At 44.7% G+C, this 25,262-nt stretch carries 29 protein-coding genes; 20 read left to right on the top strand and 9 right to left on the bottom strand.

Features of this window, described 5'->3' with window-relative positions; translation table 11 throughout:
* Positions 1-567: 567 nt before the first annotated feature.
* Positions 568-1,515: a 23S rRNA pseudouridine(955/2504/2580) synthase RluC gene (gene rluC / locus VOA_RS03325; RefSeq protein WP_001002876.1), complete on the top strand. Its 948-nt coding sequence runs from the start codon at positions 568-570 to the stop codon at positions 1,513-1,515.
* Positions 1,516-1,530: 15 nt separating this feature from the next.
* On the opposite strand, the gene VOA_RS03330 is transcribed toward rluC, so the two are convergent.
* Positions 1,531-2,112 carry a Maf family protein gene (locus VOA_RS03330; protein WP_001181920.1) on the bottom strand — a complete coding sequence of 194 codons (582 nt, stop codon included), beginning with the start codon at positions 2,110-2,112 and terminating at the stop codon, positions 1,531-1,533.
* 147 nt (positions 2,113-2,259) lie between these two features.
* Here VOA_RS03330 and yceD point away from each other — a divergent pair, with 147 nt between their 5' ends.
* The 15 genes from yceD to VOA_RS03405 all read left to right on the top strand — a co-directional run bounded on the left by yceD (position 2,260) and on the right by VOA_RS03405 (position 15,353).
* Positions 2,260-2,784, top strand: a complete 525-nt coding sequence (gene yceD, locus VOA_RS03335) for a 23S rRNA accumulation protein YceD (protein ID WP_001174444.1) — start codon at positions 2,260-2,262, stop codon at positions 2,782-2,784.
* Between the two features lie 34 nt (positions 2,785-2,818).
* Entirely contained in the window at positions 2,819-2,989 is a 171-nt protein-coding gene (gene rpmF, locus VOA_RS03340; protein ID WP_000290732.1) for a 50S ribosomal protein L32, read from the top strand.
* A 9-nt stretch (positions 2,990-2,998) separates the two neighbouring features.
* Positions 2,999-4,024: a phosphate acyltransferase PlsX gene (gene plsX, locus VOA_RS03345; protein ID WP_001180561.1), complete on the top strand. Its 1,026-nt coding sequence runs from the start codon at positions 2,999-3,001 to the stop codon at positions 4,022-4,024.
* 5 nt (positions 4,025-4,029) lie between these two features.
* Complete coding sequence (locus VOA_RS03350) at positions 4,030-4,980, top strand: beta-ketoacyl-ACP synthase III (protein ID WP_000287011.1); 951 nt, start codon at positions 4,030-4,032, stop codon at positions 4,978-4,980.
* Positions 4,981-5,049: 69 nt separating this feature from the next.
* On the top strand, positions 5,050-5,973 hold the full coding sequence (gene fabD, locus VOA_RS03355; RefSeq protein WP_000032626.1) for an ACP S-malonyltransferase: 924 nt from the start codon (positions 5,050-5,052) through the stop codon (positions 5,971-5,973).
* Between the two features lie 27 nt (positions 5,974-6,000).
* Positions 6,001-6,735 (top strand): 3-oxoacyl-ACP reductase FabG, encoded by a 735-nt coding sequence (gene fabG, locus VOA_RS03360; RefSeq protein WP_032468412.1) that lies wholly within the window; start codon positions 6,001-6,003, stop codon positions 6,733-6,735.
* 234 nt (positions 6,736-6,969) lie between these two features.
* Positions 6,970-7,206 carry an acyl carrier protein gene (gene acpP / locus VOA_RS03365; protein ID WP_000065129.1) on the top strand — a complete coding sequence of 79 codons (237 nt, stop codon included), beginning with the start codon at positions 6,970-6,972 and terminating at the stop codon, positions 7,204-7,206.
* An 89-nt stretch (positions 7,207-7,295) separates the two neighbouring features.
* The gene (fabF, locus tag VOA_RS03370; RefSeq protein ID WP_000044696.1) at positions 7,296-8,540 is read left to right on the top strand and encodes a beta-ketoacyl-ACP synthase II; all 1,245 of its coding nucleotides are present in this window, start codon (positions 7,296-7,298) and stop codon (positions 8,538-8,540) included.
* Positions 8,541-8,617: 77 nt separating this feature from the next.
* A complete protein-coding gene (gene pabC, locus VOA_RS03375; RefSeq protein ID WP_000289953.1) occupies positions 8,618-9,421 on the top strand; it encodes an aminodeoxychorismate lyase in 804 nt (267 codons plus the stop codon).
* The gene (mltG, locus tag VOA_RS03380; RefSeq protein WP_000592346.1) at positions 9,418-10,434 is read left to right on the top strand and encodes an endolytic transglycosylase MltG; all 1,017 of its coding nucleotides are present in this window, start codon (positions 9,418-9,420) and stop codon (positions 10,432-10,434) included. The genes pabC and mltG overlap by 4 nt, the downstream gene beginning before the upstream one ends.
* Positions 10,431-11,069, top strand: coding sequence for a dTMP kinase (tmk, locus tag VOA_RS03385; RefSeq protein ID WP_000991922.1), 639 nt, complete (start codon positions 10,431-10,433; stop codon positions 11,067-11,069). The genes mltG and tmk overlap by 4 nt, the downstream gene beginning before the upstream one ends.
* Complete coding sequence (locus tag VOA_RS03390; protein WP_000065506.1) at positions 11,062-12,036, top strand: DNA polymerase III subunit delta'; 975 nt, start codon at positions 11,062-11,064, stop codon at positions 12,034-12,036. Before tmk ends, VOA_RS03390 begins: the two co-directional genes overlap by 8 nt.
* Positions 12,027-12,794 (top strand): TatD family hydrolase, encoded by a 768-nt coding sequence (locus tag VOA_RS03395; RefSeq protein WP_000497165.1) that lies wholly within the window; start codon positions 12,027-12,029, stop codon positions 12,792-12,794. Before VOA_RS03390 ends, VOA_RS03395 begins: the two co-directional genes overlap by 10 nt.
* Positions 12,795-13,238: 444 nt before the next feature.
* On the top strand, positions 13,239-14,669 hold the full coding sequence (ptsG, locus tag VOA_RS03400) for a PTS glucose transporter subunit IIBC (RefSeq protein WP_000475733.1): 1,431 nt from the start codon (positions 13,239-13,241) through the stop codon (positions 14,667-14,669).
* A gap of 282 nt (positions 14,670-14,951) precedes the next feature.
* The gene (locus tag VOA_RS03405) at positions 14,952-15,353 is read left to right on the top strand and encodes a hypothetical protein (protein ID WP_000671752.1); all 402 of its coding nucleotides are present in this window, start codon (positions 14,952-14,954) and stop codon (positions 15,351-15,353) included.
* A 48-nt stretch (positions 15,354-15,401) separates the two neighbouring features.
* Here the strand turns inward: VOA_RS03405 and VOA_RS19930 are convergent, their stop codons facing one another.
* From VOA_RS19930 to VOA_RS03415, 3 genes are all read right to left on the bottom strand, one after another.
* Entirely contained in the window at positions 15,402-15,494 is a 93-nt protein-coding gene (locus VOA_RS19930; RefSeq protein WP_000175493.1) for a MetS family NSS transporter small subunit, read from the bottom strand.
* The gene (locus VOA_RS03410) at positions 15,494-16,954 is read right to left on the bottom strand and encodes a sodium-dependent transporter (RefSeq protein WP_000818007.1); all 1,461 of its coding nucleotides are present in this window, start codon (positions 16,952-16,954) and stop codon (positions 15,494-15,496) included. The genes VOA_RS19930 and VOA_RS03410 overlap by 1 nt, the downstream gene beginning before the upstream one ends.
* Before the next feature lie 488 nt (positions 16,955-17,442).
* Positions 17,443-18,033, bottom strand: a complete 591-nt coding sequence (locus tag VOA_RS03415) for an outer membrane beta-barrel protein (RefSeq protein ID WP_001216080.1) — start codon at positions 18,031-18,033, stop codon at positions 17,443-17,445.
* Between the two features lie 100 nt (positions 18,034-18,133).
* Between VOA_RS03415 and cydH the strand changes: the two genes are divergently transcribed.
* Positions 18,134-18,259, top strand: a complete 126-nt coding sequence (gene cydH, locus VOA_RS20530; RefSeq protein WP_032468378.1) for a cytochrome bd-I oxidase subunit CydH — start codon at positions 18,134-18,136, stop codon at positions 18,257-18,259.
* A gap of 17 nt (positions 18,260-18,276) precedes the next feature.
* Complete coding sequence (locus tag VOA_RS03420; RefSeq protein ID WP_000834954.1) at positions 18,277-19,485, top strand: patatin-like phospholipase family protein; 1,209 nt, start codon at positions 18,277-18,279, stop codon at positions 19,483-19,485.
* Positions 19,486-19,503: 18 nt separating this feature from the next.
* On the opposite strand, the gene pyk is transcribed toward VOA_RS03420, so the two are convergent.
* A complete protein-coding gene (gene pyk / locus VOA_RS03425; RefSeq protein ID WP_000099580.1) occupies positions 19,504-20,949 on the bottom strand; it encodes a pyruvate kinase in 1,446 nt (481 codons plus the stop codon).
* A 303-nt stretch (positions 20,950-21,252) separates the two neighbouring features.
* Here pyk and mlc point away from each other — a divergent pair, with 303 nt between their 5' ends.
* Together mlc and VOA_RS03435 are read left to right on the top strand one after the other, a co-directional pair.
* Positions 21,253-22,470 (top strand): sugar metabolism global transcriptional regulator Mlc, encoded by a 1,218-nt coding sequence (mlc, locus tag VOA_RS03430; protein ID WP_000281800.1) that lies wholly within the window; start codon positions 21,253-21,255, stop codon positions 22,468-22,470.
* A 98-nt stretch (positions 22,471-22,568) separates the two neighbouring features.
* Entirely contained in the window at positions 22,569-23,513 is a 945-nt protein-coding gene (locus VOA_RS03435) for a chemotaxis protein CheV (RefSeq protein ID WP_000017257.1), read from the top strand.
* Positions 23,514-23,574: 61 nt separating this feature from the next.
* On the opposite strand, the gene VOA_RS03440 is transcribed toward VOA_RS03435, so the two are convergent.
* From VOA_RS03440 to VOA_RS03450, 4 genes are all read right to left on the bottom strand, one after another.
* Positions 23,575-23,862 (bottom strand): putative quinol monooxygenase, encoded by a 288-nt coding sequence (locus tag VOA_RS03440; RefSeq protein WP_000581593.1) that lies wholly within the window; start codon positions 23,860-23,862, stop codon positions 23,575-23,577.
* Between the two features lie 17 nt (positions 23,863-23,879).
* On the bottom strand, positions 23,880-24,275 hold the full coding sequence (locus VOA_RS03445; protein ID WP_000163721.1) for a VOC family protein: 396 nt from the start codon (positions 24,273-24,275) through the stop codon (positions 23,880-23,882).
* A gap of 95 nt (positions 24,276-24,370) precedes the next feature.
* The gene (locus tag VOA_RS0118630) at positions 24,371-24,688 is read right to left on the bottom strand and encodes a ribbon-helix-helix domain-containing protein (protein ID WP_000333223.1); all 318 of its coding nucleotides are present in this window, start codon (positions 24,686-24,688) and stop codon (positions 24,371-24,373) included.
* 126 nt (positions 24,689-24,814) lie between these two features.
* Positions 24,815-25,171: a hypothetical protein gene (locus VOA_RS03450; RefSeq protein ID WP_001068122.1), complete on the bottom strand. Its 357-nt coding sequence runs from the start codon at positions 25,169-25,171 to the stop codon at positions 24,815-24,817.
* Between the last annotated feature and the right edge of the window lie 91 nt (positions 25,172-25,262).

Genomic DNA, 25,262 nt, shown 5'->3' with positions numbered 1-25,262 from the left:
TGCCGTGTTTCGTTTTCACGGTGCCTGATCCCATGGCTTATTCGGTACAGCCTCCCGGCTGGAGGGGATGCTCTGGGGCACAACAGTATTCACAAGCATACGATTGCCTGTGATCCGCTATAAAGGCGGTGGGTACTCAACATGAAAAGGCGATGAGTAGAGCAACAAAAAGCCTCAAACTGTGTGTCTTACGCCGTGTGCTGCACTCAATTTTTCGACTGACTACTCATTAACTTGCTAGAAATTGAACGGTAAAGAACAAAATGCCACCAGTTCAGCTCTTGCAGCTGTGAACTATAGCAGTGACAGTGAACGTCAGCAATCAGCTTTGCTATGTAGCGCGAATTATTTGCGGGAGATTACAAAAAGTGCTGGTGGTAACTTATTGTTAAGTAAAGATAATGATGACTAAGAGTACTTTGCATAGCAAGGATGCATTCAGATTGTACAGCAGCCCTGATGTAAGCAGGGTTAATTTGCCAACAAATCGCGGTTAGGGCGCATGAAAAATGTCTTTTTGTTTCTAAGAAAATGTGACTTTAACAAGATTCCAGATAGAATAGCGGCATGAACGAAATCAGAACTCAAGTCCAGTTCATCGACATTGATGAAGACATGGCTGGTCAGCGCATTGATAACTTTTTGCGCAACCAATTAAAAACAATTCCGAAAAGCGTGGTTTATCGAATTCTGCGTAAGGGTGAAGTGCGCGTGAACAAAAAACGCGTGAAAGCCGAATATAAACTAGAAGCGGGGGATGTGGTGCGCGTTCCACCGGTGACGGTTGAAGTAAAAGAAAATGAAGCAACACCGCCCAGTACCAAGCTCAACAAAGTGGCGGAGTTGGAACACTGTATTGTTTATGAAGATGATCATCTGCTGATCCTAAATAAGCCATCGGGTACAGCAGTTCATGGTGGTAGTGGTTTACACTTTGGTGCGATTGAGGCGTTGCGCGCTTTGCGACCCCAAGCTCGTTTTCTGGAGTTAGTACATCGTATTGACCGTGATACCTCTGGCATTTTACTGGTCGCTAAAAAGCGTTCAGCGCTGCGCCATTTACAGGCTCAGTTTCGTGAGAAAACAGTACAGAAATACTACTACGCCTTAGTGATGGGGCATTGGGATGCAGAGTGCAAAGTAGTCAATGCGCCGCTGCTCAAAAACGAAGTCAATAGCATTGTAAGAGTCAACCCTAACGGTAAACCGTCTGAAACCCGATTCCGTATTCTGGAGAAGTTTACTGAAGCGACCTTGGTACAAGCGAGTCCTGTGACTGGGCGCACTCACCAAATTCGTGTACATACTCAATACATGGGGCATCCGATCGCGTGGGATGACCGTTACGGCGATCGTCGGTTTGATGCTTACACGGCAAAGTTTGGTATTGAGCGCTTATTCTTGCATGCGGCCAACATTCAATTTGTTCATCCGGCCAGTGAGGAGAAAATGGAGATTCACGCTCCGCTTGAGGAGCATCTTGAGCAAGCTCTTGCTAAAATGCGTCAGGCTTAAAGCATAAGCAAAAAATCAGATGACGTTTAGGCCTTCTTGTTCAAGTAGTTGAATCAGCTTAATCAGCGGCAAACCGATGAGAGAATTGGGGTCGTCGCCTTCCAATCGCTTAAACAGCGCAATTCCTAAGCCTTCACTTTTAAAACTACCAGCACAATGCAGTGGTTGTTCAGCTTCAACATAACGTCTAGCCATACTTTCAGATAAGGTTCGAAAATGAACAGTGAAGGTATCGCAAAGGACATGAGTTTGCTGAGTTTGGTTGTTAAAAAGCGCTAAACCCGTATAAAAAGTAATGGCCTTGCCACTTTGACGTAAAAGTTGCTCGACAGCTTTTTCAGTGGTTAAAGGTTTGCCGATGATTTCATTATCGATCACACAAACCTGATCGGAACCAATCACTAAGCTTGGTTCCTCTAAAAAACAACTGCGCGCTTTGTTTTCCGCTAAACGCATGACTAAATGCTCTGGTGTTTCACCAATTAACGGGGTTTCATCGCAATCTGGCTTGGCGGTGATAAAAGGCAACTTCAGTTTCGCCAGAATTTGTTGGCGAAATGGAGAAGTGGAAGCTAAAACTAGTTGGTAATTTTGCATTTTACTTTACAATCATCGCGTGTTTGGCAGCAGCATAACTTATCCTAATGCGCTGTTCATAATGCTCTCTGTGGAAAGGGAAAAAAAACCAAGTTTTTTGCCTTTTTCTTTGACTAAATCTGTTTTGGAAGATAATATTCGCGCCCTATGCAAAAGGTAAAAATACCGCGAACGGTTGATCCGGCTAAAGCCGCTCAGAAAAGATTAGACTTTGATGGCATCATCCAAGTTAATCTGTTCAAGCGCTTAGAGGAGTCAGTCGCAGGCGTTAAACGCGACGCTGAAGTTTCATTGTCATTTGAGATTGATGAACAGCAACTGGTTGTTATCTCTGGTAAAGCTAACATCGAAGTTGATTTAGAGTGTCAGCGCTGTAACGAGGTTTTCGCACACGAGTGTGAAGTTGAATTTACTTATACCCCTTATTTAGGTCGTAAAAGTGAAGAAGACGCCCCAGACGAGTATGATTTGGTAGATCTAAACGAGTTTGGCGAGGTTGACCTAGTTCAGTTAGTTGAAGACGAGTTCATCTTAAATTTGCCTCAAGTAGCAATGCACGACGAAGCGGATTGTAGCGTTGATTCAGACAATTTGGTATTTGGTGAACTTCCGGAAGAAGTTTTGGAAGAGAAGCCGAATCCATTCGATGTTTTAAAAAGCTTGAAGAAGTAATTCGCTAAGCATTCTTAACATAGGAGTAGGGTCCATGGCCGTACAACAAAACCGTAAAACACGTTCAAGACGTGGCATGCGTCGTTCACACGATGCGCTAACTGCTGCAGCGCTATCTGTAGACGCAACTTCAGGTGAAACTCACCTGCGCCACAACGTAACCGCTGAAGGTTACTACCGTGGTAAAAAGGTTATCAACAAGTAAGGTTGACCTTTGCAAAATTTAACCGTTGCACTTGATGCAATGGGCGGGGATTTCGGTCCACGCGTGACAGTGCCTGCCGCCGTGCAGGCACTGTCACATTTCCCAGAGCTAAAAGTGATCTTAGTGGGTGATCAACATCAGATCGCTCAGCAGCTCTCTCTTCTTGGTTATTCGGCCAATACGCGTTTAAGTATTGAGCACAGTGACCGTGTCATCTCCAACTCTGAAAAACCCTCGCTCGCGCTGCGTCACAGTGCTGGTAGCTCTATGGGTATTGCGATAGATCTCGTTGCTGATAATCAAGCGGATGCGTGTGTCAGTGGTGGGAATACCGGTGCACTGATGGCGCTATCGCGTTTTCGTCTCAAACTTCTGCCAGGTATTGATCGTCCCGCGCTAGTTTCTGCATTGCCCACTGTATCCGGTCGCAAAACCTGGATGCTTGATTTAGGGGCCAATGTATCAAGTGATGCAGACTCTCTGTTTCAATTTGCCGTGATGGGTGCCGCGCTCGCTGAACAGCATTTACAGCAAGCTCCACGTGTTGCGATTTTAAACATTGGCGCGGAGGAGATTAAAGGTAACGATCTGGTTAAGCGTTGTGCAGAAATGCTGACTCAAACTCAAGCGATCAATTTCATTGGTTACATTGAGGGTAATCAGCTGTTAACCGATGCGGCAGATGTGATAGTGTGCGATGGCTTTGTCGGGAATGTTTGCCTTAAAGCGTGTGAAGGAACGGCGCAACTCTTTATCGATAAGTTAAAAAAGTCACTTTTAGGCTCATCCATAAAGGGTTGGATAGCAAGAAAACTGTTTTCTGAGCTTTTTACTGAATTAAAAACCCTGAACCCCGACCAGTATAACGGCGCAAGTTTGCTAGGATTGCGCGGCATTGTCATTAAGAGTCATGGAAGTGCTGATGTATCCGCTGTCGTGAATGCGATTTCTGAAGCGGTACATGAGGTGAAACGACAAGTACCCAGCCGTATAAGCGATCGTTTGGAAGCGGTTTTACTCGAGAGGCATTATTAGTCTTCATGTATAGCAAAATTTTAGGTACTGGCAGCTACCTGCCATCTCAGGTGCGTACTAACGCAGACTTAGAGAAAATGGTAGAGACCAGTGATGAGTGGATTGTCGCTCGTACTGGTATTCGCGAGCGTCGCATTGCTGCTGAGAATGAAACTGTTGCCGATATGGCCTTCTATGCCGCACAAAATGCCATAGAAATGGCGGGAATCGATAAAAACGACATCGACATGATTATTGTGGCCACGACCAGTGCAAGCCACACTTTCCCGTCAGCGGCCTGCCAAGTGCAAGGTAAGCTGGGGATTAAAGGTTGTCCTGCGTTTGATTTAGCTGCCGCTTGTTCTGGTTTTATGTATGCCTTATCGATTGCGGATCAGCATGTAAAATCAGGTGTTTGCAAAAATATTCTCGTGATTGGCTCCGATGCACTATCGAAGTCTTGTGATCCTACGGATCGTTCAACCATTATCTTGTTTGGTGATGGTGCTGGCGCGGTGGTGATTGGTGCAAGCAATGAGCCGGGCATTCTTTCTACTCACATTCATGCGGATGGTGAGTATGGCGATTTACTAAGCCTTGAAGTGCCTGTTCGTGGCGGCGACAGTGATAAATGGCTGCACATGGCAGGTAACGAAGTGTTCAAAGTTGCGGTGACTCAGCTGTCTAAGCTAGTAGTAGATACTTTAAAAGCCAATGATATGCATAAATCCGAGCTTGATTGGTTGGTACCACATCAAGCGAACTACCGAATTATTTCTGCAACAGCGAAAAAGCTCTCGATGTCCTTGGAGCAGGTCGTGGTGACGTTAGATCGCCACGGCAATACCTCAGCGGCTACCGTGCCAACGGCGTTAGATGAAGCAGTCCGTGATGGTCGTATCAAGCGTGGGCAGATGCTACTGCTCGAAGCCTTTGGTGGCGGTTTCACTTGGGGCTCTGCTCTGGTGAAGTTCTAAACGCACAATGAATTTTGACTTTAAGGAGTCGTAAGACTCCTTATCCATTCTTAGATGAAGGAAAGATTTATGAGTAAGTTTGCTATCGTATTCCCAGGTCAGGGCTCGCAAGCGGTGGGTATGCTTGCTGATCTTGCACAGCAGTATGATGTTGTAAAACAAACGTTCGCAGAAGCCTCAGAAGTTCTTGGCTACGATCTGTGGGCTCTGGTTCAAGATGGCCCAGTGGAAGACCTAAACCAAACTTTCCGTACACAACCAGCTTTGTTAGCAGCATCTGTTGCGATTTGGCGCGTATGGCAGCAACTGGGTCTGGAGCAACCTGCGGTATTGGCGGGTCACAGCTTAGGTGAGTATTCAGCATTAGTCTGTGCTGGCGTGATCGATTTTAAACAAGCGATCAAACTAGTTGAACTGCGTGGTCAATTAATGCAACAAGCTGTGCCTGCAGGAACGGGTGCGATGTACGCGATCATCGGTCTAGAAGATGACGCGATTGCTAAAGCTTGTGCAGAAGCGGCACAAGGCGAAGTGGTCTCTCCAGTTAACTTCAACTCTCCAGGCCAAGTGGTTATCGCGGGTCAAAAAGACGCCGTTGAGCGTGCTGGCGTTTTGTGTAAAGAAGCGGGTGCAAAACGGGCTCTGCCTCTGCCTGTTTCTGTGCCATCACACTGCGCGTTGATGAAGCCTGCTGCCGATGAATTGGCAAAAACTTTAGCAGAGCTTGAATTCAATGCACCACAAATTCCGGTCATCAATAACGTTGATGTTGCGGCTGAAACGGATCCGGCAAAAATTAAAGATGCGTTGATTCGTCAACTCTACAGCCCAGTTCGTTGGACTGAGTGTGTTGAACAAATGAGCGCGCAAGGTGTCGAAAAGCTGATTGAAATGGGGCCGGGTAAAGTATTGACTGGTCTAACAAAACGTATTGTAAAAACCCTTGAAGGTGCCGCGGTAAATGATGTGGCTTCTTTGGATGCGGTGAAATAACAACAGGAAAAAAACATGAGTCAATTCATGAATCTAGAGGGCAAAGTTGCTCTTGTGACTGGCGCAAGCCGCGGCATTGGTAAAGCGATTGCTGAACTGTTAGCTGAACGTGGTGCCAAAGTGATTGGTACGGCAACCAGCGAAAGCGGTGCGCAAGCGATCAGTGACTACTTGGGTGACAATGGCAAAGGCATGGCCTTGAATGTGACCAATCCTGAATCGATTGAAGCGGTTCTGAAAACCATCACTGATGAGTTTGGTGGTGTAGATATTCTAGTGAATAACGCTGGTATCACTCGCGATAACCTGCTGATGCGTATGAAAGAAGAAGAGTGGTCAGACATTATGGAGACCAACCTGACTTCTATTTTCCGCCTGTCCAAAGCTGTGCTGCGCGGCATGATGAAAAAACGCCAAGGCCGTATCATCAATGTTGGCTCTGTTGTTGGCACCATGGGTAACGCAGGTCAAGCCAACTACGCGGCAGCAAAAGCGGGCGTAATTGGCTTTACAAAGTCAATGGCGCGTGAAGTTGCATCGCGTGGTGTGACCGTCAACACAGTTGCACCAGGTTTTATCGAAACAGATATGACAAAAGCGCTGAATGACGAGCAACGTACTGCTACACTAGCGCAGGTTCCAGCAGGTCGACTGGGGGATCCTCGTGAGATTGCTTCTGCGGTCGTTTTCTTGGCATCGCCAGAAGCGGCATACATCACCGGCGAAACATTGCATGTTAATGGTGGTATGTACATGATCTAACCTTTTTGTCTCATTAGATGTCATATAAATATGAGTGGTATGAGGCAAAACTGTGTGAAAAATGTAGGTAACATGCACAATATTTATGCATGATTTATATCAAAAATGGTGTGAATTTCGGTTAAAATCGCCTAATTTGTGGTTAGACCAGAAACCTCACGCTTGCAACTTTCCCTAGTTCGAATAAACTACGGAATCATCGCATTAGGCGAAATCTGTAAAGGAAAAGAAAAAATGAGCAACATCGAAGAACGCGTAAAGAAAATCATTATTGAACAGCTAGGTGTAGACGAAGCAGAAGTAAAGAATGAATCTTCTTTCGTTGAAGACCTGGGTGCTGATTCTCTTGATACTGTTGAGCTGGTAATGGCTCTGGAAGAGGAATTCGATACTGAGATTCCTGATGAAGAAGCAGAGAAAATCACTACTGTTCAAGCTGCGATCGATTACGTAACCAGCAACGCTCAGTAATCTCTCCTCAGGCGGCTCACTGGCCGCCTGAATTTTTCTTAGTTCTCAAAAACTCTCTCATTTCAATTTCAATTCCGGAGAATATTATCGTGTCCAAGCGTCGCGTTGTTGTCACTGGCATGGGTATGTTGTCACCGGTAGGCAACACTGTAGAGTCATCTTGGAAAGCCTTGTTGGCCGGCCAAAGCGGCATCGTCAACATTGAGCACTTCGACACTACCAATTTTTCTACTCGTTTCGCAGGCCTAGTAAAAGGTTTTGACTGCGAGCAGTACATGTCAAAAAAAGATGCCCGCAAAATGGATTTGTTTATCCAGTATGGTATTGCTGCGGGTATTCAGGCTTTGGAAGATTCAGGCCTAGAAGTTAATGAAGAAAATGCTGCACGCATTGGTGTAGCCATTGGTTCTGGTATCGGTGGCCTTGAGTTGATTGAAACCGGACATCAAGCACTAATGGAGAAAGGCCCACGTAAGGTTAGCCCTTTCTTCGTACCATCGACTATTGTGAATATGATTGCGGGTAATCTGTCTATCATGCGTGGTCTACGTGGTCCAAACATTGCGATCTCAACGGCTTGTACGACAGGTTTGCATAACATTGGCCATGCGGCTCGCATGATTGCTTACGGTGATGCAGATGCCATGGTGGCGGGGGGCGCAGAAAAAGCATCCACACCACTGGGTATGGCGGGCTTTGGTGCGGCAAAAGCACTGTCAACTCGTAACGATGAGCCGCAAAAAGCGTCTCGTCCTTGGGATAAAGATCGTGATGGTTTTGTTCTTGGTGACGGTGCCGGCGTTATGGTGCTAGAAGAGTACGAGCACGCAAAAGCGCGTGGCGCGAAAATTTATGCTGAAGTGGTTGGCTTTGGTATGTCGGGTGATGCTTATCACATGACTTCACCAAGTGAAGACGGCTCTGGCGGCGCGCTGGCGATGGAAGCTGCAATGCGTGATGCAGGTGTGACTGGTGAGCAAATCGGCTACGTCAATGCTCATGGTACTTCTACACCAGCGGGTGACGTTGCGGAAGTCAAAGGTATTAAACGTGCTTTGGGTGAAGCTGGAACTAAACAAGTGCTGATTTCATCGACCAAGTCAATGACGGGTCATTTGTTAGGTGCTGCAGGTTCAGCGGAAGCGATCATTACTGTGATGTCTTTAGTTGACCAAATCGTACCGCCAACCATCAATCTGGATAATCCAGAAGAAGATTTAGGCGTGGATTTGGTGCCACATGTAGCACGTAAAGTTGAGAACATGGAATACGCCATGTGTAACTCGTTCGGCTTTGGCGGTACTAACGGTAGCTTGATTTTCAAACGCATGTAAAAACTTCATCAGTCTTTACTTGAGTTAAGACGGCTTGATGCATAGCATTGAGCCGTTTCTTTTTATGGAGTGAGATCATGTACTGGGTTAATGGTAACAGGCTTAATAATGTACCGATTCATGATCGATCCTTTCAATATGGTGATGGTTGTTTCACGACAATTCTGACCAAGTATGGTCAAATTCAACTCTGGCCGCAGCATAAAGCACGATTGCAAGCCTGCCTTGATGCGCTACATATCACTCAACCTGATTGGAGTCGGGTGATAGAGGGGTTAGAGTCAATGATTTGCCCCGATGCCAAAGCCGGGCTCAAAATACACATTAGCCGAGGTGTAGGTGGGCGCGGTTACAGCCCTACTCAAGTGAGTGAAAGCAGTGTTACTATTAGCGCCTTTCCTTTTCCTTCTCATTATGAGCAATGGCGTCAAACTGGGGTGGCATTAGGTATTTGTGAACAGCGAATGGGGTTAAATCCCCTGCTAGCGGGGTATAAGCACAATAATCGACTTGAGCAAATTTTACTTAAGCGAGAGATGGATCTGGCAGGATTTGATGATGGTATCTGCTTGGATATACACGGTAGAGTGATTGAAACGACAGTTGCCAACCTATTTTGGTGTAAAGATGGGCACATTTTTACACCTTGTTTAAACAATGCGGGAGTCGCAGGTATCGCGCGACGATGCGTGATGGATATTGCAAAACTTTTAGGATGGCCTGTGGTCATTGATGAGTTTGCGCTTGAGTCTATGTTGGCTGCGGATGAAGTTTTCATCACCAATGCGTTGCTTGAAGTTGCTCCAGTAAAGCAAATTGGTGCACAGCAATATACGATAGGTAGTATGACGCGCCGAATTCAGGAGAGTAGTAATTCGTGATTAAAAAGCTGGTATTGGTTTTTGTTGCCCTGATCTGTGTTGTGGCAGGTGGCTACTTTTATTTTGTCAATCAGATGGATAAGTACCTTGCTCAGCCACTAGGGATTGAGCAGGCGCAGCTTGTCACGATTGCCCCAGGCACAAGCTTGAGTCGTGAACTTATAGTATTGACGGAACAAGAATGGATTAAAGACAGTTTTGTTGCTGACTGGGTACGCCGTTTTCATCCAGAATTATCCAAAATCAAGGCGGGGACCTACAAACTGCAACCTGAGATGACATTAGAGCAAGCTCTGGCGCTATTGGTGTCTGGTAAGGAGTATCAATTTTCGATTACTTTTGTGGAAGGAAGCCGTTTTCAAGAGTGGAGGGCGATCCTTGAAAATAATGAAAATGTTGAGAATCAACTGACGGGGTTGTCTGAAACAGAAATAGCCAAAATCTTGGGGATTGAGCAGGAGAAGCTGGAGGGGCTGTTCCTCGCTGAAACGTACCACTTCACTAAGGGTACGAGCGATATTGAGATCCTGAAGCGAGCCAATCAAAAATTAGAAAAGTTTCTACAAGTGACGTGGGAACACCGCCAAGAGGGTTTACCAATCCAAACTCCTTATGAAGCGTTGATTCTGGCCTCGATCATCGAAAAAGAGACTTCGATAGCGGAAGAAAGAGAGCGTATTGCAGCGGTATTCATTAATCGATTGAATAAGCGTATGCGTTTACAAACGGATCCAACGGTGATTTACGGTATGGGTGAAACGTACGATGGTAATATCCGTAAGAAAGATCTGCGTGCCCGCACTCCTTATAACACTTATGTGATCAACGGTTTGCCGCCGACGCCTATTGCGATGCCCGGCGAAGCATCTATCTATGCTGCATTAAACCCAGAGCAAAGTGACTATCTTTACTTTGTGGCGAGTGGTGAAGGCGGACACAATTTCTCTAAAACACTCGCAGATCACAATCGTGCTGTGCGTGCTTATCTCAAAAAACTTAGAACGAAACAATGAACGCAAAATTTATCGTAATAGAAGGGCTTGAAGGGGCAGGCAAAAGTACGGCCATTCAAGTTATCGTGGAGACCTTGCACCAGCACGGTATCGAGCAAATCACACGCACCCGTGAGCCGGGGGGCACAGTGCTAGCGGAAAAACTGCGAGCTTTAGTGAAAGAAGATCACCCTGGTGAAGAGCTACAAGACATTACTGAGTTATTATTGGTGTACGCAGCACGGGTTCAATTGGTTGAAAATGTGATTAAACCAGCGTTAGCGCAAGGCTTTTGGGTGGTTGGGGACCGCCATGATATGTCTTCCCAAGCGTATCAAGGTGGTGGAAGACAGATTGCACTAAGCACGATGCAAAACCTTAAACAAACCGCGTTGGGTGATTTTAAACCTGACCTCACCTTGTATTTGGATATTGATCCTAAAGTGGGGTTAGAGCGTGCCCGTGGACGTGGGGAGCTAGATCGCATAGAGAAAATGGATATAAGCTTTTTTGAGCGTGCACGTCAGCGTTATCTCGAATTGGCAGAGTGTGACGATACAGTGATTTGGGTCGATGCGGAGCAGTCCATTGAGCAAGTCTCGAAAGATATTCGTACGGCACTTGAAGATTGGCTAAACCGTGTTGACTATGTCTAACATAAATTCGCTGTACCCTTGGTTAGCTCCAGTTTGGTTGCCGTGGCAAGCCGCGTTAGCTGCTGGGAACATGTTATCTGCAACCTTGATTCAAGCCCCTGATGGTGTAGGAATTGAAAGCTTGCTTGAGCAGATGGCCCGTACCTTAATGTGTACGAGCAGCGACAGTGAACCCTGTGGTTTCTGCCATAGCTGTGGTTTGATGCAGGCGGGAACTCATCCTGATTATCATGTCATTAAACCTGAAAAGGTGGGTAAATCGATTACGGTTGAGCAAATTCGGCATATTAACCGCATTGCTCAGGAGTCATCACAACTCTCAGGCTATCGCTTGATGGTCATTGATCCTGCCGATGCGATGAATGAATCGGCAGCAAATGCGCTTCTGAAAACCCTTGAAGAGCCCGCGCCTCATTGTCTCTTTATCCTAGTCACTTCGCGAATCAATTATCTGTTACCAACGATTGTAAGTCGTTGTCAAAGAATGGTAGTGCCAGCACCTTCAACAGCGTTGGTCTTGCAATGGTTAAAAGAGCAGGGGATTGAAGCCCCAGCTTACGCTTTGCACCTTTGTGCTGACTCACCAATTAAGACTCGTGCATTTATGCTTGAGAGCGGTGTGGATAAGTATCGCGAGATAGAAACACATTTAAATGCCGCGATGAGCGGCGATGCCAATGCGCAATTAAAGTGTATTTCTCTGATTAACGTAGACTTAATGACTCATCTTTATTGGATATGGTGTGCCCTTGCTGATGCACAAAAAATCCAGTTTGGGGTACAACAAGACTATTTCATGCCTGTGAGTTCATCACTAGCGAAGAGATTTACCTACTCTAAACTCTATGCACAGACTTCCGCTTTAGAGGCGTTGATTGAGCAGTTCAACCAGTTTACTGGCTTGAATACTGAACTACTGTTGTTGCAATGGTTTTATCAATTTATTACTGAGGAAACATGTTTGTAGATTCACATTGTCATCTCGACAAATTGGATTACCAAGAGCTGCATGTCGATGTAAATGACGTGATTGAGAAAGCGCGTCAGTCGAAAGTCGAGCTGCTATTGTCAGTCGGCGTCACACTCGACTCATTCCCTAACATGTTGCAACTGATTGAACCTTATCCTGAAGTGTATGCTTCTTGTGGTGTTCATCCGCTGGATGTGGAGAGTGACTTTTCTCTCGATCTTTTTCACCAATATGTGCAGCATCCTAAAGTGGTTGCGATAGGTGAAACGGGGTTAGATTATCATTACCAACCGGAGACGGCAGACTTACAGAAATTGCGTTTTCAGCAGCAGATTGAAACGGCAGTTACGTGCAATAAACCGCTCATTATTCACACTCGCAATGCCCAGCAAGATACTTTGCAACTGCTCAGAGAAGGGCATGCTGAACGATGTGGCGGTGTGATTCACTGCTTTACCGAAGACTTGCGTTTTGCACAGGCGGCGATGGAGCTTGGTTTTTATATCTCGATTTCAGGCATTGTGACTTTTCGGCAAGCCACAGAACTAAAAGAGGTTGTAAAAGCTTTACCTTTAGATCGTTTATTGATCGAGACCGATTCTCCATATTTGGCTCCTGTTCCACATAGAGGTAAAGAAAATCAGCCTGCTTATGTCGTAGAAGTTGCGGCTTATATTGCCCAGTTAAAAGGTGTTTCACTGACTGAAGTTGCATTTCAAACCACAGAAAACTTTAGAAATCTTTTTTTGCGATAAAAATCCTAAATAGATAAAAAAGCGAGCAGATGCTCGCTTTTTTATTCGTCAATTAAATATTAAGTCGCAGATTAGCTAAGTGTTTACACTATTTGTTGAAAAATAGAGCTGAATTGGCTGGATTGTAATTTTGTTACTAAAAATAACATCTAGATCGATTTTATTTACCTAGTAAAATTAATGCCATCAATAATTTATTTTATAAAAAACATATAATTAGATTCATTTTTTAGTTGAAAATGAATTCTCTCCGATTGTGATCTAATTAGTAATTTGAAACTTAATTTCATCTCAAACTGGAAAATTTGAGGGGTATCAAGATATATTTAGAGCCGGAAAATATAATGCAAAAAGTGGTTACATTTTCACTGGGTACTAACATTTAGGCTACGGGGGTATGTCGTTAGTCCCAGCTATTCTAATAATTTAATCAGGAGCATAAACATGTTTAAGAACGCTTTTGCGACTCTGCAAAAGGTCGGTAAGGCTCTGATGCTTCCAGTATCAGTATTGCCTGTCGCCGGTATTTTGCTGGGTGTCGGCGCTGCTAATTTTAGCTGGTTGCCAGAAGTTGTATCGAATCTTATGGAGCAAGCAGGTGGTTCAGTCTTCGGTCAAATGCCATTGCTGTTTGCGGTCGGTGTTGCCCTAGGCTTTACTAACAACGATGGTGTATCTGGTCTGTCTGCTATCGTTGGTTACGGCATCATGGTTGCTACTTTGAAAGTAATGGCAACCGTAATGGGTGTAGCAAGCATCGAGACAGGTGTACTGGGTGGTATTTTAGCGGGTGGCGTTGCAGCTTGGTCATTCAACCGTTTCTACAAAATTCAACTGCCAGAATACCTGGGCTTCTTTGCCGGTAAACGTGCTGTTCCAATCATCACTGGTTTTATTTCGATTGCACTGGGTGTGGTTCTGTCATTCATTTGGCCGCCAATCGGTTCTGCGATCGCCACTTTCTCTGACTGGGCGGCAAACCAAGATCCTGTAACAGCATTTGGTATCTACGGTATCGTTGAGCGTTCACTGATCCCATTTGGCCTGCATCACATTTGGAACGTACCTTTCTTCTACCAAGCTGGTACTTGTGTAAACGGTGCGGGTGAAACAGTACACGGCATCATGACTTGTTTCCTAACTGCGGATGACGCATCTCGTGCGGCAGGCAACGGTTTTGGCCAATTGGCTGGTGGCTATCTATTCAAAATGTTCGGTCTGCCAGCAGCAGCATTTGCTATTGCTCACTGTGCAAAACCTGAGAATCGCGCCAAAGTAATGGGTATCATGGCTTCTGCAGCTCTGACCTCATTCCTAACGGGTATTACTGAGCCAATCGAATTCGCATTCTTGTTCGTTGCTCCAGTGTTGTACGCAGTGCACGCAGTATTGGCAGGTCTGGCTTACGTTCTGACTAACGCATTGGGTGTGGTTCACGGTCATACCTTCTCTAACGGCTTCATCGATTTCGTTGTTCAATCTCCACGTGCAGAAAATATGCTGCTGTTGGTTGGTTTGGGCATCGGCTATGCTGTTCTTTACTATGTAGTATTCACCTTCGTAATTCGTACTTTGAACCTGAAAACACCAGGTCGTGAAGATGAAAGTACAAGTAATACAGCAACAAGTGGTAATGAACTCGCGGGTGATTTGGTTGCGGCCTTTGGTGGCAAAGCGAACATCACTAACCTAGATGCGTGTATTACTCGTCTACGTGTTTCCGTTGCAGATACTGCTCTGGTTGATCAGGACAAACTGAAAAAGCTAGGTGCTGCAGGTGTTGTGATGGTGTCTGGCGGTGTTCAAGCCATCTTTGGTACCAAGTCAGATAACCTCAAAACTGAAATGGATGAGTGGATCCGTAACCACGGTTAATCTTATTCCTCCCCCTAGAGAAAAGGAGACCGTTGGTCTCCTTTTTTATTGCCATTCATTAACCATCACCACTGGTAGTAATGACTCTTTGTTATTGAAAAACTTGATGGTGCGATAGTGCCGGTGAATGACGTTTCGGAGTAAGTTCTTCATTGTAAGTATGAGGTACTGTTTTCATTTTCTTTGCAGAGGTCATACTGCGGTTGACATCAGGCTGACATCCTTTTTTGATAGTGCAATAGATTAGCAGTTCATCTTATCTATCACTTTTGGGAATGTATTGTGAAGTTTCAATTTATCGCTTTAGGTGCGTTATGCATTTCAAATATTACCGTTGCCAAGGCTAATGATGTTGCGATTGGGATGGCTTTTGATCAAGGGCTTAGCGCAGTTGTTGAATTGGGGCAACAATATCGGCTAACTGTTGGTAATGACGGTATTGCGGCAGATTATCTGTTCAAACGAGGAGACTTATCCTCACCACAGATGTCCATCGACTGGTATGTCGGTGCGGGTGCATGGGCTGAGTGGGAAGATGAATTTGGAGTTAGAGTCCCGATTGGTCTCGATTGGGCGGTTGCGCCTAATGTGGGTATCTATGGCCAGTTGAATCCACAAGTGAACTTTTACCGTGGGGCCGAATTGCAATTAGGTGCTGCGCTTGGAGTCATCTACCGTTTCTAAAATGAAAAGGCCAGTCTGTAGCTGGCCTTTTCGCATTATGGATGTGGATTATTTATCCATTGCTTTTTTGATACAGATGGCGGCGCCACCCCATGTGATACCAAGACCAATGATCATCATAATAATTGCACTGAGTGTCATTAGTGTGCCTCCTTGCGAGAACCTGCGTTGATGAAAACTCCAATTACCAGCAGTGCGATAATGATCGCCCAACCCAATGTTAAATCGTAACCGCCATAGCCTTCAGTGAAGAGTGTCTGCAGTTTAGTTGCCACGATAATTGCCAAGATAACTGGCGAGACGAAGCGTAGGCAAATATCAAACCAAACTCCCACACTGAAATCAGAAATGCTGTTTACATATTTACGTGCATCAGAGATTTTTAGTAGCCAAGTCATTAGGATTAACTCCACCAAACAGCTTGCCATAATGCCAACGTTGTTGGCGAAATGATCCACTAGATCCAACAATAACAAGCCACCATTGGTCGCAAATGCCATTGAGACTAAAACACCTGTACCTATAACAATATTTGCGGCTTTTTTACGGCTCCAACCCAGTTTGTCAATAATGGCTGAGGTGACGGCTTCCATGATCGAAATGTGTGAGCTTAAGCCTGCAACCACAAGAGCCAAGAAGAACAATGGACCAAGGATGTAAGGGATTGGAAGTAGATTAATCGCGGCGGGTAACGTAACAAACGCAAGACCAACACCTGCTGAAACCACTTCAGTCAATGGTTTTCCTTGCTCTTGAGCCATATAACCCAAAACAGAGAAGATCATAATACCGGCTAAGATAGAGAAGCCACAGTTGATCAATACGGTCATAAACGCGTTATTGGTGATGTCTGACTTCTCTGGTAGATAGCTTGAATAAGCCAGCATAATTGCGAAGCCAATGCTCAGCGTGAAGAAAATTTGCCCGTAGGCTGCCGCCCAAACTTTCACGTCCCAAATCTTACTGAAGTCAGGTTGGAACATATAGTTCACCCCATCCAGAGCTCCGGGTAGGAAAATCATACGAGCGATGAGGATGAGCACCATAACAAACAGGATTGGCATCATGATTTTAGATGCACGTTCAATCCCTTTTTTTACCCCACCGACAATTGCGGCATAAGTAATTATCCATGCGATCAGCATTGCAAACGCGATGTGCCACTGAATGCTACCTAAGTTGGTTGGGGAATTATCACCTAGCTTCAGATATTCACTAAAGAAGAAAGCATTAGTGTCGCTGCCCCAGCTTTGAGTGAATGACATTCCAAAATAAGAGATCGCCCAACCAATCACCGCGACATAATACACGGCAATCACGGCCGCGATACCGACTTGAAACCAACCTAGCCACTCGAATTTAGAATGGATTTTGGCAAGAGTGGTGGGAGCTGAACCACGATTTTTTTGACCCATACTGAACTCTAGGATCATGAATGGGATACCCGCTGTGACCATGGCAAAAAGGTAAGGAATAAAAAAGGCCCCCCCACCATTTTCATATGCCATATAAGGGAAACGCCAGATGTTGCCCAGCCCAATAGCTGAGCCTACTGCGGCTAATACGAATCCAACACGGGATCCCCACTGTTCTCGCTTCATATACAACTCCTTGTGATGTCCTAGGGTATGAAGCTTTCGTCAGCGATCGCTGAATTCAAAGATGAGAAAAGTGAAAGTCACCAGTACTTTTTCTGGCCAACCTTTGCTCTATCATCCATGATTCTGCAAAAAGTTAGTTATATATATTGGGTGCTGAGCGAAAACCCAGGATTTAATTCTTAGTTATGCGATGTGTGTTTGCGAAAACTGAAATAATCAGCTACGCAATGATTCGAGACTACCGTTTTCTGTTGTGGGTGGCAATAGATTATATCTGTTAGTTTGTTGTTAATCCCGAGTTGTATTCTTTGTTGTCGATAGCTTTTGTCGAAGAATATGACTTAATTGTGAGTAAATGCAGCGTAAGTGACTGAATGCCTACTCCATCGCTGATAGAACTATCTAATATCACCTAAAGAGTGTCTGTCTAAAAAGTAGCCACTCCTTAGAAGATATGTCCTGTTTTGCGGCATTGTTAAAACTTAGGCTTAGAAACGTATAGTGACCCCAATATGAGCAGAGCCTTGATTAAGCCAATCTGATTTAAACTTTATGATGCAGCTTTCTGAAGACGGTAGAGTACAAATGGCGCTTGAGTCGTTATCTACCATAGTGCCTAACCAACGTAGCTGGGCATTAAAAGCAATATTTGATGCGATTTTGTACTCAACCCCACCAAAAGCCGTGGCTGAAAAGCCATATTTCTTATCAGCCCATTCAACGTCAGTATATGCCCCACCAATCCCTAGGCCGATGAAAGAAGAGAATTTATCCGAAGTCGGATAGTAGATGCTGCTTTGAAAATGCAGGTAGTGGATATTCGCATCTTGGCTGATCAGTGTTTCCACTTGGGTTGGCTGCGCTGAATAAAATAGTCCAATCCGACCTTTGTCATACGGCACCTCGATAGCGACAGCATAATTGCCAGAGCTTTCTAAATTGTATTTATTGCCAGTTTGAGCAATGACATCTCCACCTAGTGTGTAGCCAATGAAGGGGGTTACCATCCATTCTGCAGCGGAAATAGGGGCGAAAAATAGAAGTAATGCATTGATAGTGAAGATGTATATATGACGCATCTTAAGATCCTAGCCAAGTTATTGATGATAGGAGGCATTGTGATAGTAACTGCATATCCGTGCACAATAAATCAGCAAATCTTGAAGATACTTCACACAGATGTTATTACTTTGTTATGTGGCCAAGGAGGTTAACATGGAACAAGATCTTAAGTTTGCACTATCTATTGTTGTGATCACACTCTCCGCTCTAGTTTGCTTTGGAATAATCGCGATTACACATTAGCTTTAGGTGTCCTGCATATGAAGAGTGGTGGCGTTGTTTCTGATGCAAGGACTGAGCTGGATACTCAGCGTTTAGCCAAATACATTGGTGGTAAACATGCTCTGGTTGCTCAAGGTGGTGGCCAACGTGGCATCTTTACTGCGGGTGTATTGGATGCTTTCCTTATGTCGAATTTTGATCCCTACCATGAATTTTACGGGACTTCTGCTGGAGCTTTAAATTTATGTGCTTACCTTTCTCGACAAGCGGGGTTGGGTAAAGCTTTCATTTTAGAATTGACTACTCGCCCTGAATTTTTTCATCTGTTTAGCTACATTCGTCGTAAGCAGTACATGAATATGCAGTGGGCACTGGATTGTATCAGTGAATACCCTTATCGCTTAGATTTAGGAATGGCGCGTCAAGTACTAGGTCAGCGTAAAGCGTATGCGGCAGTGACTTCCGCCGATGATCTGAAAGATGTGTATTTCCCTATGCTGGGAGTTGACTGGCAGCAAGTATTGTTGGCAACGTGCGCAATCCCTGAGCTTTGTCCTGAGCCTATTCAGTTAAGAGGTAAAAATTACATTGATGGAGGAGTTTCGGCATCGATTCCAGTGCAGGAAGCTTGGCGTAAAGAAGCGCGTTTTATTACTGTGATTCGAACGGAATTTGTAGAGCCACATGCCAACACGGAATTAGCCACAAATGCAGAGTCTTCACATTGGCTAAAAGAGCCATTAAATCATCTTCAGCAGCAACTACAGCATAAGTGGATGGGCTGGCGACATGAGTGGAGTGAGTTTTTCCAGCAGCAAAAATTACGTGCGAGAGAGCAAAAAAAAGAGCAAAAACATTTAGATGCACTGAATGGTGGCCGTTGGTTATTCGGTGCTGATGATATTTACCGTCTCAGTCATTTGTTAGGGAGTAAATTTGATGCTGGTTTGGCCGATTTATTGATGGTGCATTACCAGACCTATGCTTTGACATGCGATTTTCTTGATGCCCATCACGATGATACTTTCATCGCACAGATCATGCCGAGTGAACCACTACGCTCGAATTCGTTGCTCAGCTCTTCTGACGATCTGCTGCATGATTATGAAATTGGCTTAAAAGCGGGATACCATTTTTTAAAGGTGTACAGTGAGGCGGATGAATTACGCAAGCGATTATGTCCAAACAGTATTCCTCCCCTAGGTTTAGAGAAGAAGGCGCAGGGACCTTCTTCTCTAATGGATTAATGACTAATCCATTCCCGATTAGTAAACAGGTAAGATACGCATACAGTTGGTTGAACCCTCAACCCCCATCATGTCACCTTGGGTAATGATCACAAGATCGCCTTCTTCTAGCATTTTTCGCTCTTTTAAAGCATCAAGTGCAGCAATTGCGACTTCTAAGCCGCTGGCTTGCTTAGTGTCAAAATAGAACGGAATCACCCCTCGTAACAAGGCACAGCGATTGAGCGTCGCTTGATTGGCTGACATCGCAAAAATGGGGAATACAGAGTTGAGTCTAGATGTCATTAATGCGGTACGGCCTGATTCGGTGAGTGTGACCATGGCTTTAACCCCTTTAAGGTGGTTAGCCGCATAAATGGTCGACATAGCAATCGCTTCTTCTGCTGTGAGAAAGACACTTTTGATGCGATAGGTTTGCTCATTTGACTCAATCATTTTTTCTGCCCCAACGCAGACTTCTGCCATGGCTTTGACCGTTTCTACGGGGTATTTCCCTGCCGCGGTTTCTCCTGAAAGCATGACTGCATCAGTGCCATCAAGGACGGCATTGGCCACATCCATAACTTCGGCTCGGGTTGGCATAGGGTTATTGATCATCGATTCCATCATTTGAGTAGCCGTAATCACCACGCGATTGAGGCGTTTGGCGCGAGAAATCAGTTTTTTTTGTACAGCAATCAACTCAGGGTCGCCAATTTCTACCCCAAGATCACCCCTTGCGACCATGATTACATCGGAAGCTTGTACAATATCATCAATATTTTCATCACAAGATACCGTTTCCGCACGCTCGACTTTGGCGACCATGCGTGCATGAAGCCCAGCTTCTTGTGCAAGGCGTCTCGCATATTTCATATCCTCTCCATTACGAGGAAAAGAAACCGCTAAATATTCCACTTGAATTTCGGCAGCTAATCGAATGTCATTTTTATCTTTTTCGGTTAACGCATCTGCCGATAATCCGCCGCCTTTTTTGTTGATCCCTTTATTATTGGAGAGCGGGCCACCAACCAACACTTTAGTGTGGATTTTATTCGCTTCTACCTGCATGACTTGTAGCTGTACTCGGCCATCATCCAGTAACAGGATATCGTCCCGATGAACATCTTGCGGTAATTTTTTATAATCGATGCCAACACTTTCAACAGTGCCTTCTCCTTTTGCCAAATCGGCATCAAGGATGAATTTTTCTCCTTCATTGAGGGTGATTTTTCCATCTTTAAAGGTCGACACCCGAATTTTTGGACCTTGTAAATCTCCGAGTAACGCCACGTGACGCCCTAATTTTGCGGCGATCTCTCGTACTCTTTTGGCACGATTTTTATGATCCTCTGGTGTACCGTGAGAGAAGTTCATTCTTACCACATTGGCACCTGCGCGGATAATGGCTTCAAGCATTTCAGGGCTTTCGGTGGATGGACCTAAGGTAGTGACGATTTTGGTTCTGCGTAGAGTTGAGCTCATATCAAGGTTCCTTAGACGTGACCATGGGGCGAGTTATGCGTTAAGTATAGTGACTCAGAGAGATTAGATCGTTTTTGGTGTGCCTAATGTTTTTAGGGGAGGTATTGCTCCTTTGATGTGGGAACTCCTTGTTTTGGTATACCGTGCGAATCAAGGTCATAGGGAAATAAAGACAAATTATTGGATAGAAAACACAAACTTCTAGGGATATGCGTGATATTTGTCACGCCTATCTGACAAAGCGCTTCACAATTACTTCGCAAAGTAAAAAAATTGGTTTGTTGTTGAATTTCGGAGCGCCGCATGTACATGGCTCAACCCGGCCATATTGATCACATCAAACAGATCAATGCGGGCCGCGTATACAAACTGATCGATCAAAAAGGGCCAATCTCTCGCATCGATTTGTCGAAGGAGAGTGAACTTGCGCCTGCGAGTATCACCAAAATTACTCGTGAATTGATTGATGCCCATTTGATTCATGAAACCACAGTTCAAGAGGCCACCAGTCGCGGCCGCCCAGCTGTTGGGCTACAAACCAACAATATGGGATGGCAATTTCTATCGATGCGCCTAGGTCGTGGCTATCTCACGATTGCTTTGCACGAATTGGGCGGTGAAGTACTGATCGATACCAAAATAGATATTCATGAAATCGATCAAGAAGATGTCCTTGCTCGATTACTGTTCGAAATTGAAGAATTTTTTCAGACCTATGCGGCGCAGCTAGATCGTGTAACCAGTATTGCAATTACTTTGCCTGGATTGGTCAATTCAGAACAGGGCATTGTGTTACAAATGCCTCACTACAATGTGAAAAACTTAGCTCTAGGACCTGAAATCTATAAAGCTACCGGTTTGCCGGTGTTTGTCGCCAATGATACTCGAGCTTGGGCTTTGGCTGAAAAGCTATTTGGTCATTCACAAGATGTTGATAACTCAGTGCTAATCTCTATTCATCATGGATTGGGGGCGGGCATTGTGCTTGATGGCCGTGTGTTACAAGGTCGGAATGGCAACATAGGTGAGCTTGGGCATATCCAGATCGATCCTAAAGGTAAGCGCTGCCACTGCGGTAACTCTGGTTGTTTAGAAACCGTGGCCTCATCACAAGCTATTCGCGATCAAGTTAAAGCGAGAATTATGGCAGGAGAACCGAGCTGCCTTGCTGCCATTGAAGATATTTCGATTGAGGATATTTGTGCAGCCGCGGCTGATGGCGATCCATTAGCGGTTGATGTTATTCAGCAACTCGGTCGTTATTTAGGGGTGGCTATCGCGATTGTGATTAACCTGTTTAACCCTGATAAAGTGTTGATTGGAGGAGTAATTAACCAAGCTAAGGCTGTTTTATACCCTTCAATTGAACAGTGTATTCGCGAACAAAGTTTACCTGTCTACCATCAAGACTTACAGCTAGTGGAATCTCGTTTTTACAAGCAAGCTACAATGCCAGGTGCCGCTTTGATTAAGCAGGCGCTCTATGATGGTCTACTCTTAATGAAAGTGGTCGAAGGTTAATTGATCACTGGAATCGTAAGAAATTCAACCTTACTTACATTTACATTCATACTTTGGGACTATACTGTCACCAAGGTATTTATTTAACGGGATTTCGTATGTCAGGTGTTTTGAACACGGTAGACCAGCGGACGAATCTGGTCGGCGAAAACCGATTGGAGCTTTTACTTTTTAGCCTCAATAGTCGCCAAGTTTTTGCGATAAACGTTTTTAAAGTCAAAGAGGTCATCAAAGTACCTCTTTTAACGAAAATGCCAGGCGCACATCCTCATATTACTGGTGTGGCATCGTTACGTGGTGAGCCAGTGCCTGTGATTGATTTACGCTCTGCAATAGGTTTTCCTCCCCGCCGTGCTCAAGATACGGAAGAAAATCTGATCATTACTGAATATAACCGTACTGTTCAGGGATTTTTGGTTGGGCAGGTGCGTAATATTATCAATACCGCCTGGACAGAGATTCAACCCCCACCTAAAACGGCTGGGAGGTCAAATTACTTAACGGCAATCACGCATGTCAAAGAACAAGACAATACCCATATTGTTGAAATTATTGATGTTGAGAAAGTATTGGCCGAGATAGTCCACTACGATGTTTCTATCTCTGAAGAAGTGCTGGATCATGAATTACTTAATGATATGACGGGGCGTACCGTATTGATTGTGGATGATTCGTCAACGGCGAGAAATCAAGTCAAAGACACGCTGTCACAGCTTGGTTTGAACATCATTGAGTGTCGTGATGGATTAGAAGCCTTGTTGCTGCTCAAGTCATGGTGTGATCAAGGTAAAAATATCTATAAAGAACTGCTGATGATGATTACGGATGCAGAAATGCCAGAGATGGATGGTTACAAGTTAACTCATGAAATCCGCAATGATCCGCGAATGAAAGATTTATACATCGCCCTCAATACCTCACTCAGTGGTAATTTTAATGAAGCTATGGTGCAAAAAGTGGGGTGTAACCGATTTATCTCCAAGTTTCAGCCGGATCTGTTAGTGCAAGTGGCTCAAGAGCGGTTGAGGGAAGTGCTTTCCTGAACGGCCAAATAATTGCAATATGAAATGGACAAAAGGCACTCTTGAAGTGCCTTTTCTATTTTTAGTTTAGTGCTGAATAAAACTGCAGGACGGGTTCCTCTGCCAGTAAGCCATCTAGAGCGGCAATGAATTTTTGAAAGTGTTCGCTTTGGCAATGGTTGTCAAAAGCGGCTTGATCAACAAATTGTTCTTGGAATAAAAACATGCCTTCTGTTGCTTGTTGTTCAAAAAGTTCGTAACGCATGCAGCCCTGCTCTTGGCGGGTTGGTGCTAGCATTTCTTGCGCCAATTGGCGAACGGTTTGTTTGTGGTCAGCTTTAGCGTGCAATGTTGCGGTTAAATGGATCAAGGTTATGTCCTCTGTTGTTATAAATAGCGGCCCTGACGTTGCAAAAACTCAATTTTGTAACCATCTGGATCAGTAAGAAAAAAGAAAGTTGCGAGATGTTGTTCATGGTGATCCAACACCTTTATATCGCTGGGTTGTAAGCCTTTCTCGGAGAGCTGCCGGTGTGTTGTATCAATATCTGATACGCTGACGGCAATGTGCCCATAAGCATTACCTAGAAGATAAGGTTCCGGCTGATTGTGGTTGAACGTGAGCTCTAGTTCTACTTCAGTCTGCTTGTTACCTAGGTAGGTAAGAGTAAATGTGTCGAAAACGTATTGTGCGCAAACTTCAAGTTGTAGTGCTTGTTGGTAAAAATCAATTGAGCGTTCTAAGTTGTGAACACGCAGCATGGTGTGGATCAGTTTAGTCATGTTTCCTCCAACAAATAGGTGGACAGACTAATCATCTTCACTCTGTGGGTGGTAGTACGTGAGTACGACAATCCCAAGTCTTAATTGCGCGGCAATTAAGCTATGGCGGTTGGGTTGGCTAAGAGTTGATGCCGAACATGTGTCATCACATCAGTAGGATCTCGTAAATAAATCAGGCAAGCGCAACGTAGCAATGAGGCAAAATTGGTGATATCCCCCGTGTATTCGAGTGCTTCACGATAAATGAGACTAATGAAACGCGGGAGAGACATGGCTTGATTATGGGCAATTTCTTCTAGTATTTTCCAGAAACTGGCTTCTAACTTGACACTTGTAGCATGGCCATCGATGCGGACAGAGCGAGTGATAAATTGGTAGTTTTCTTTAGGTTGGTTGGCAAAAATTTCACACATAAAGTCGATCTACTCAGGAGTTAAAAACCAAGCATCTTGGTGATTTTTTCCTCTAGAGTCAATCGACTTTCATTCTCTATGGCAGAAGTATCAGGTAGAAGTATCACTGTCGCGCAAGGTCGCATCTTATAACAGGGCTAAAAGTATGCCACCAACGGTTGCCGCTGCGGAAAGATATTGCCCCGCAGAGTATGAGGCGTCATCCTCCTCTTTAATTTTGTCGGGATGATCCATTCCTAAAGCGCCATAAGTGAAAGATTCCATTTTATCACTTACGGTTTTGTCTTTATTTTCCAACGCTTTACCTTCTTTCTCAATCTCTTGCAAAGCGGCAAGTAAGGCTTTGCCTTCAGCCGATAAAGTGACCTTGTTTTGCTCCACTTTCAGTGGGGCAGGCGCTGTCTCAGGCTTAGCAGATGCTTGAGGTTTCACCGTTTGGGTGGATGGCAATGTATGCACAGATCCTGCGCCTATTGGGTTCATACATCTCTCCTAAGTTATTCTCTGAATCTATATCGACCACAAACAAAAAAACTTGCGTGTTTTTTACACATTACGTGTGAAAAACAGGCAA

It is taken from the genome of Vibrio sp. RC586, from assembly GCF_000176715.1.
Classification (GTDB): Bacteria; Pseudomonadota; Gammaproteobacteria; order Enterobacterales; family Vibrionaceae; genus Vibrio.
This window is presented reverse-complemented; position numbering and strand designations above follow the sequence as displayed.

Bases quoted from the DNA above. Each gene is read 5' to 3' on its own strand.
- rluC (WP_001002876.1), top strand. From the start codon at position 568: ATGAACGAAATCAGAACTCAAGTCCAGTTCATCGACATTGATGAAGAC.
- VOA_RS03330 (WP_001181920.1), bottom strand. From the start codon at position 2,112: ATGCAAAATTACCAACTAGTTTTAGCTTCCACTTCTCCATTTCGCCAA.
- yceD (WP_001174444.1), top strand. From the start codon at position 2,260: ATGCAAAAGGTAAAAATACCGCGAACGGTTGATCCGGCTAAAGCCGCT.
- rpmF (WP_000290732.1), top strand. From the start codon at position 2,819: ATGGCCGTACAACAAAACCGTAAAACACGTTCAAGACGTGGCATGCGT.
- VOA_RS03350 (WP_000287011.1), top strand. From the start codon at position 4,030: ATGTATAGCAAAATTTTAGGTACTGGCAGCTACCTGCCATCTCAGGTG.
- fabD (WP_000032626.1), top strand. From the start codon at position 5,050: ATGAGTAAGTTTGCTATCGTATTCCCAGGTCAGGGCTCGCAAGCGGTG.
- fabG (WP_032468412.1), top strand. From the start codon at position 6,001: ATGAATCTAGAGGGCAAAGTTGCTCTTGTGACTGGCGCAAGCCGCGGC.
- acpP (WP_000065129.1), top strand. From the start codon at position 6,970: ATGAGCAACATCGAAGAACGCGTAAAGAAAATCATTATTGAACAGCTA.
- pabC (WP_000289953.1), top strand. From the start codon at position 8,618: ATGTACTGGGTTAATGGTAACAGGCTTAATAATGTACCGATTCATGAT.
- tmk (WP_000991922.1), top strand. From the start codon at position 10,431: ATGAACGCAAAATTTATCGTAATAGAAGGGCTTGAAGGGGCAGGCAAA.
- VOA_RS03390 (WP_000065506.1), top strand. From the start codon at position 11,062: ATGTCTAACATAAATTCGCTGTACCCTTGGTTAGCTCCAGTTTGGTTG.
- VOA_RS03395 (WP_000497165.1), top strand. From the start codon at position 12,027: ATGTTTGTAGATTCACATTGTCATCTCGACAAATTGGATTACCAAGAG.
- ptsG (WP_000475733.1), top strand. From the start codon at position 13,239: ATGTTTAAGAACGCTTTTGCGACTCTGCAAAAGGTCGGTAAGGCTCTG.
- VOA_RS19930 (WP_000175493.1), bottom strand. From the start codon at position 15,494: ATGACACTCAGTGCAATTATTATGATGATCATTGGTCTTGGTATCACA.
- VOA_RS03410 (WP_000818007.1), bottom strand. From the start codon at position 16,954: ATGAAGCGAGAACAGTGGGGATCCCGTGTTGGATTCGTATTAGCCGCA.
- VOA_RS03415 (WP_001216080.1), bottom strand. From the start codon at position 18,033: ATGCGTCATATATACATCTTCACTATCAATGCATTACTTCTATTTTTC.
- cydH (WP_032468378.1), top strand. From the start codon at position 18,134: ATGTTATTACTTTGTTATGTGGCCAAGGAGGTTAACATGGAACAAGAT.
- VOA_RS03420 (WP_000834954.1), top strand. From the start codon at position 18,277: ATGAAGAGTGGTGGCGTTGTTTCTGATGCAAGGACTGAGCTGGATACT.
- pyk (WP_000099580.1), bottom strand. From the start codon at position 20,949: ATGAGCTCAACTCTACGCAGAACCAAAATCGTCACTACCTTAGGTCCA.
- mlc (WP_000281800.1), top strand. From the start codon at position 21,253: ATGTACATGGCTCAACCCGGCCATATTGATCACATCAAACAGATCAAT.
- VOA_RS03435 (WP_000017257.1), top strand. From the start codon at position 22,569: ATGTCAGGTGTTTTGAACACGGTAGACCAGCGGACGAATCTGGTCGGC.
- VOA_RS03445 (WP_000163721.1), bottom strand. From the start codon at position 24,275: ATGACTAAACTGATCCACACCATGCTGCGTGTTCACAACTTAGAACGC.
- VOA_RS0118630 (WP_000333223.1), bottom strand. From the start codon at position 24,688: ATGTGTGAAATTTTTGCCAACCAACCTAAAGAAAACTACCAATTTATC.
- VOA_RS03450 (WP_001068122.1), bottom strand. From the start codon at position 25,171: ATGAACCCAATAGGCGCAGGATCTGTGCATACATTGCCATCCACCCAA.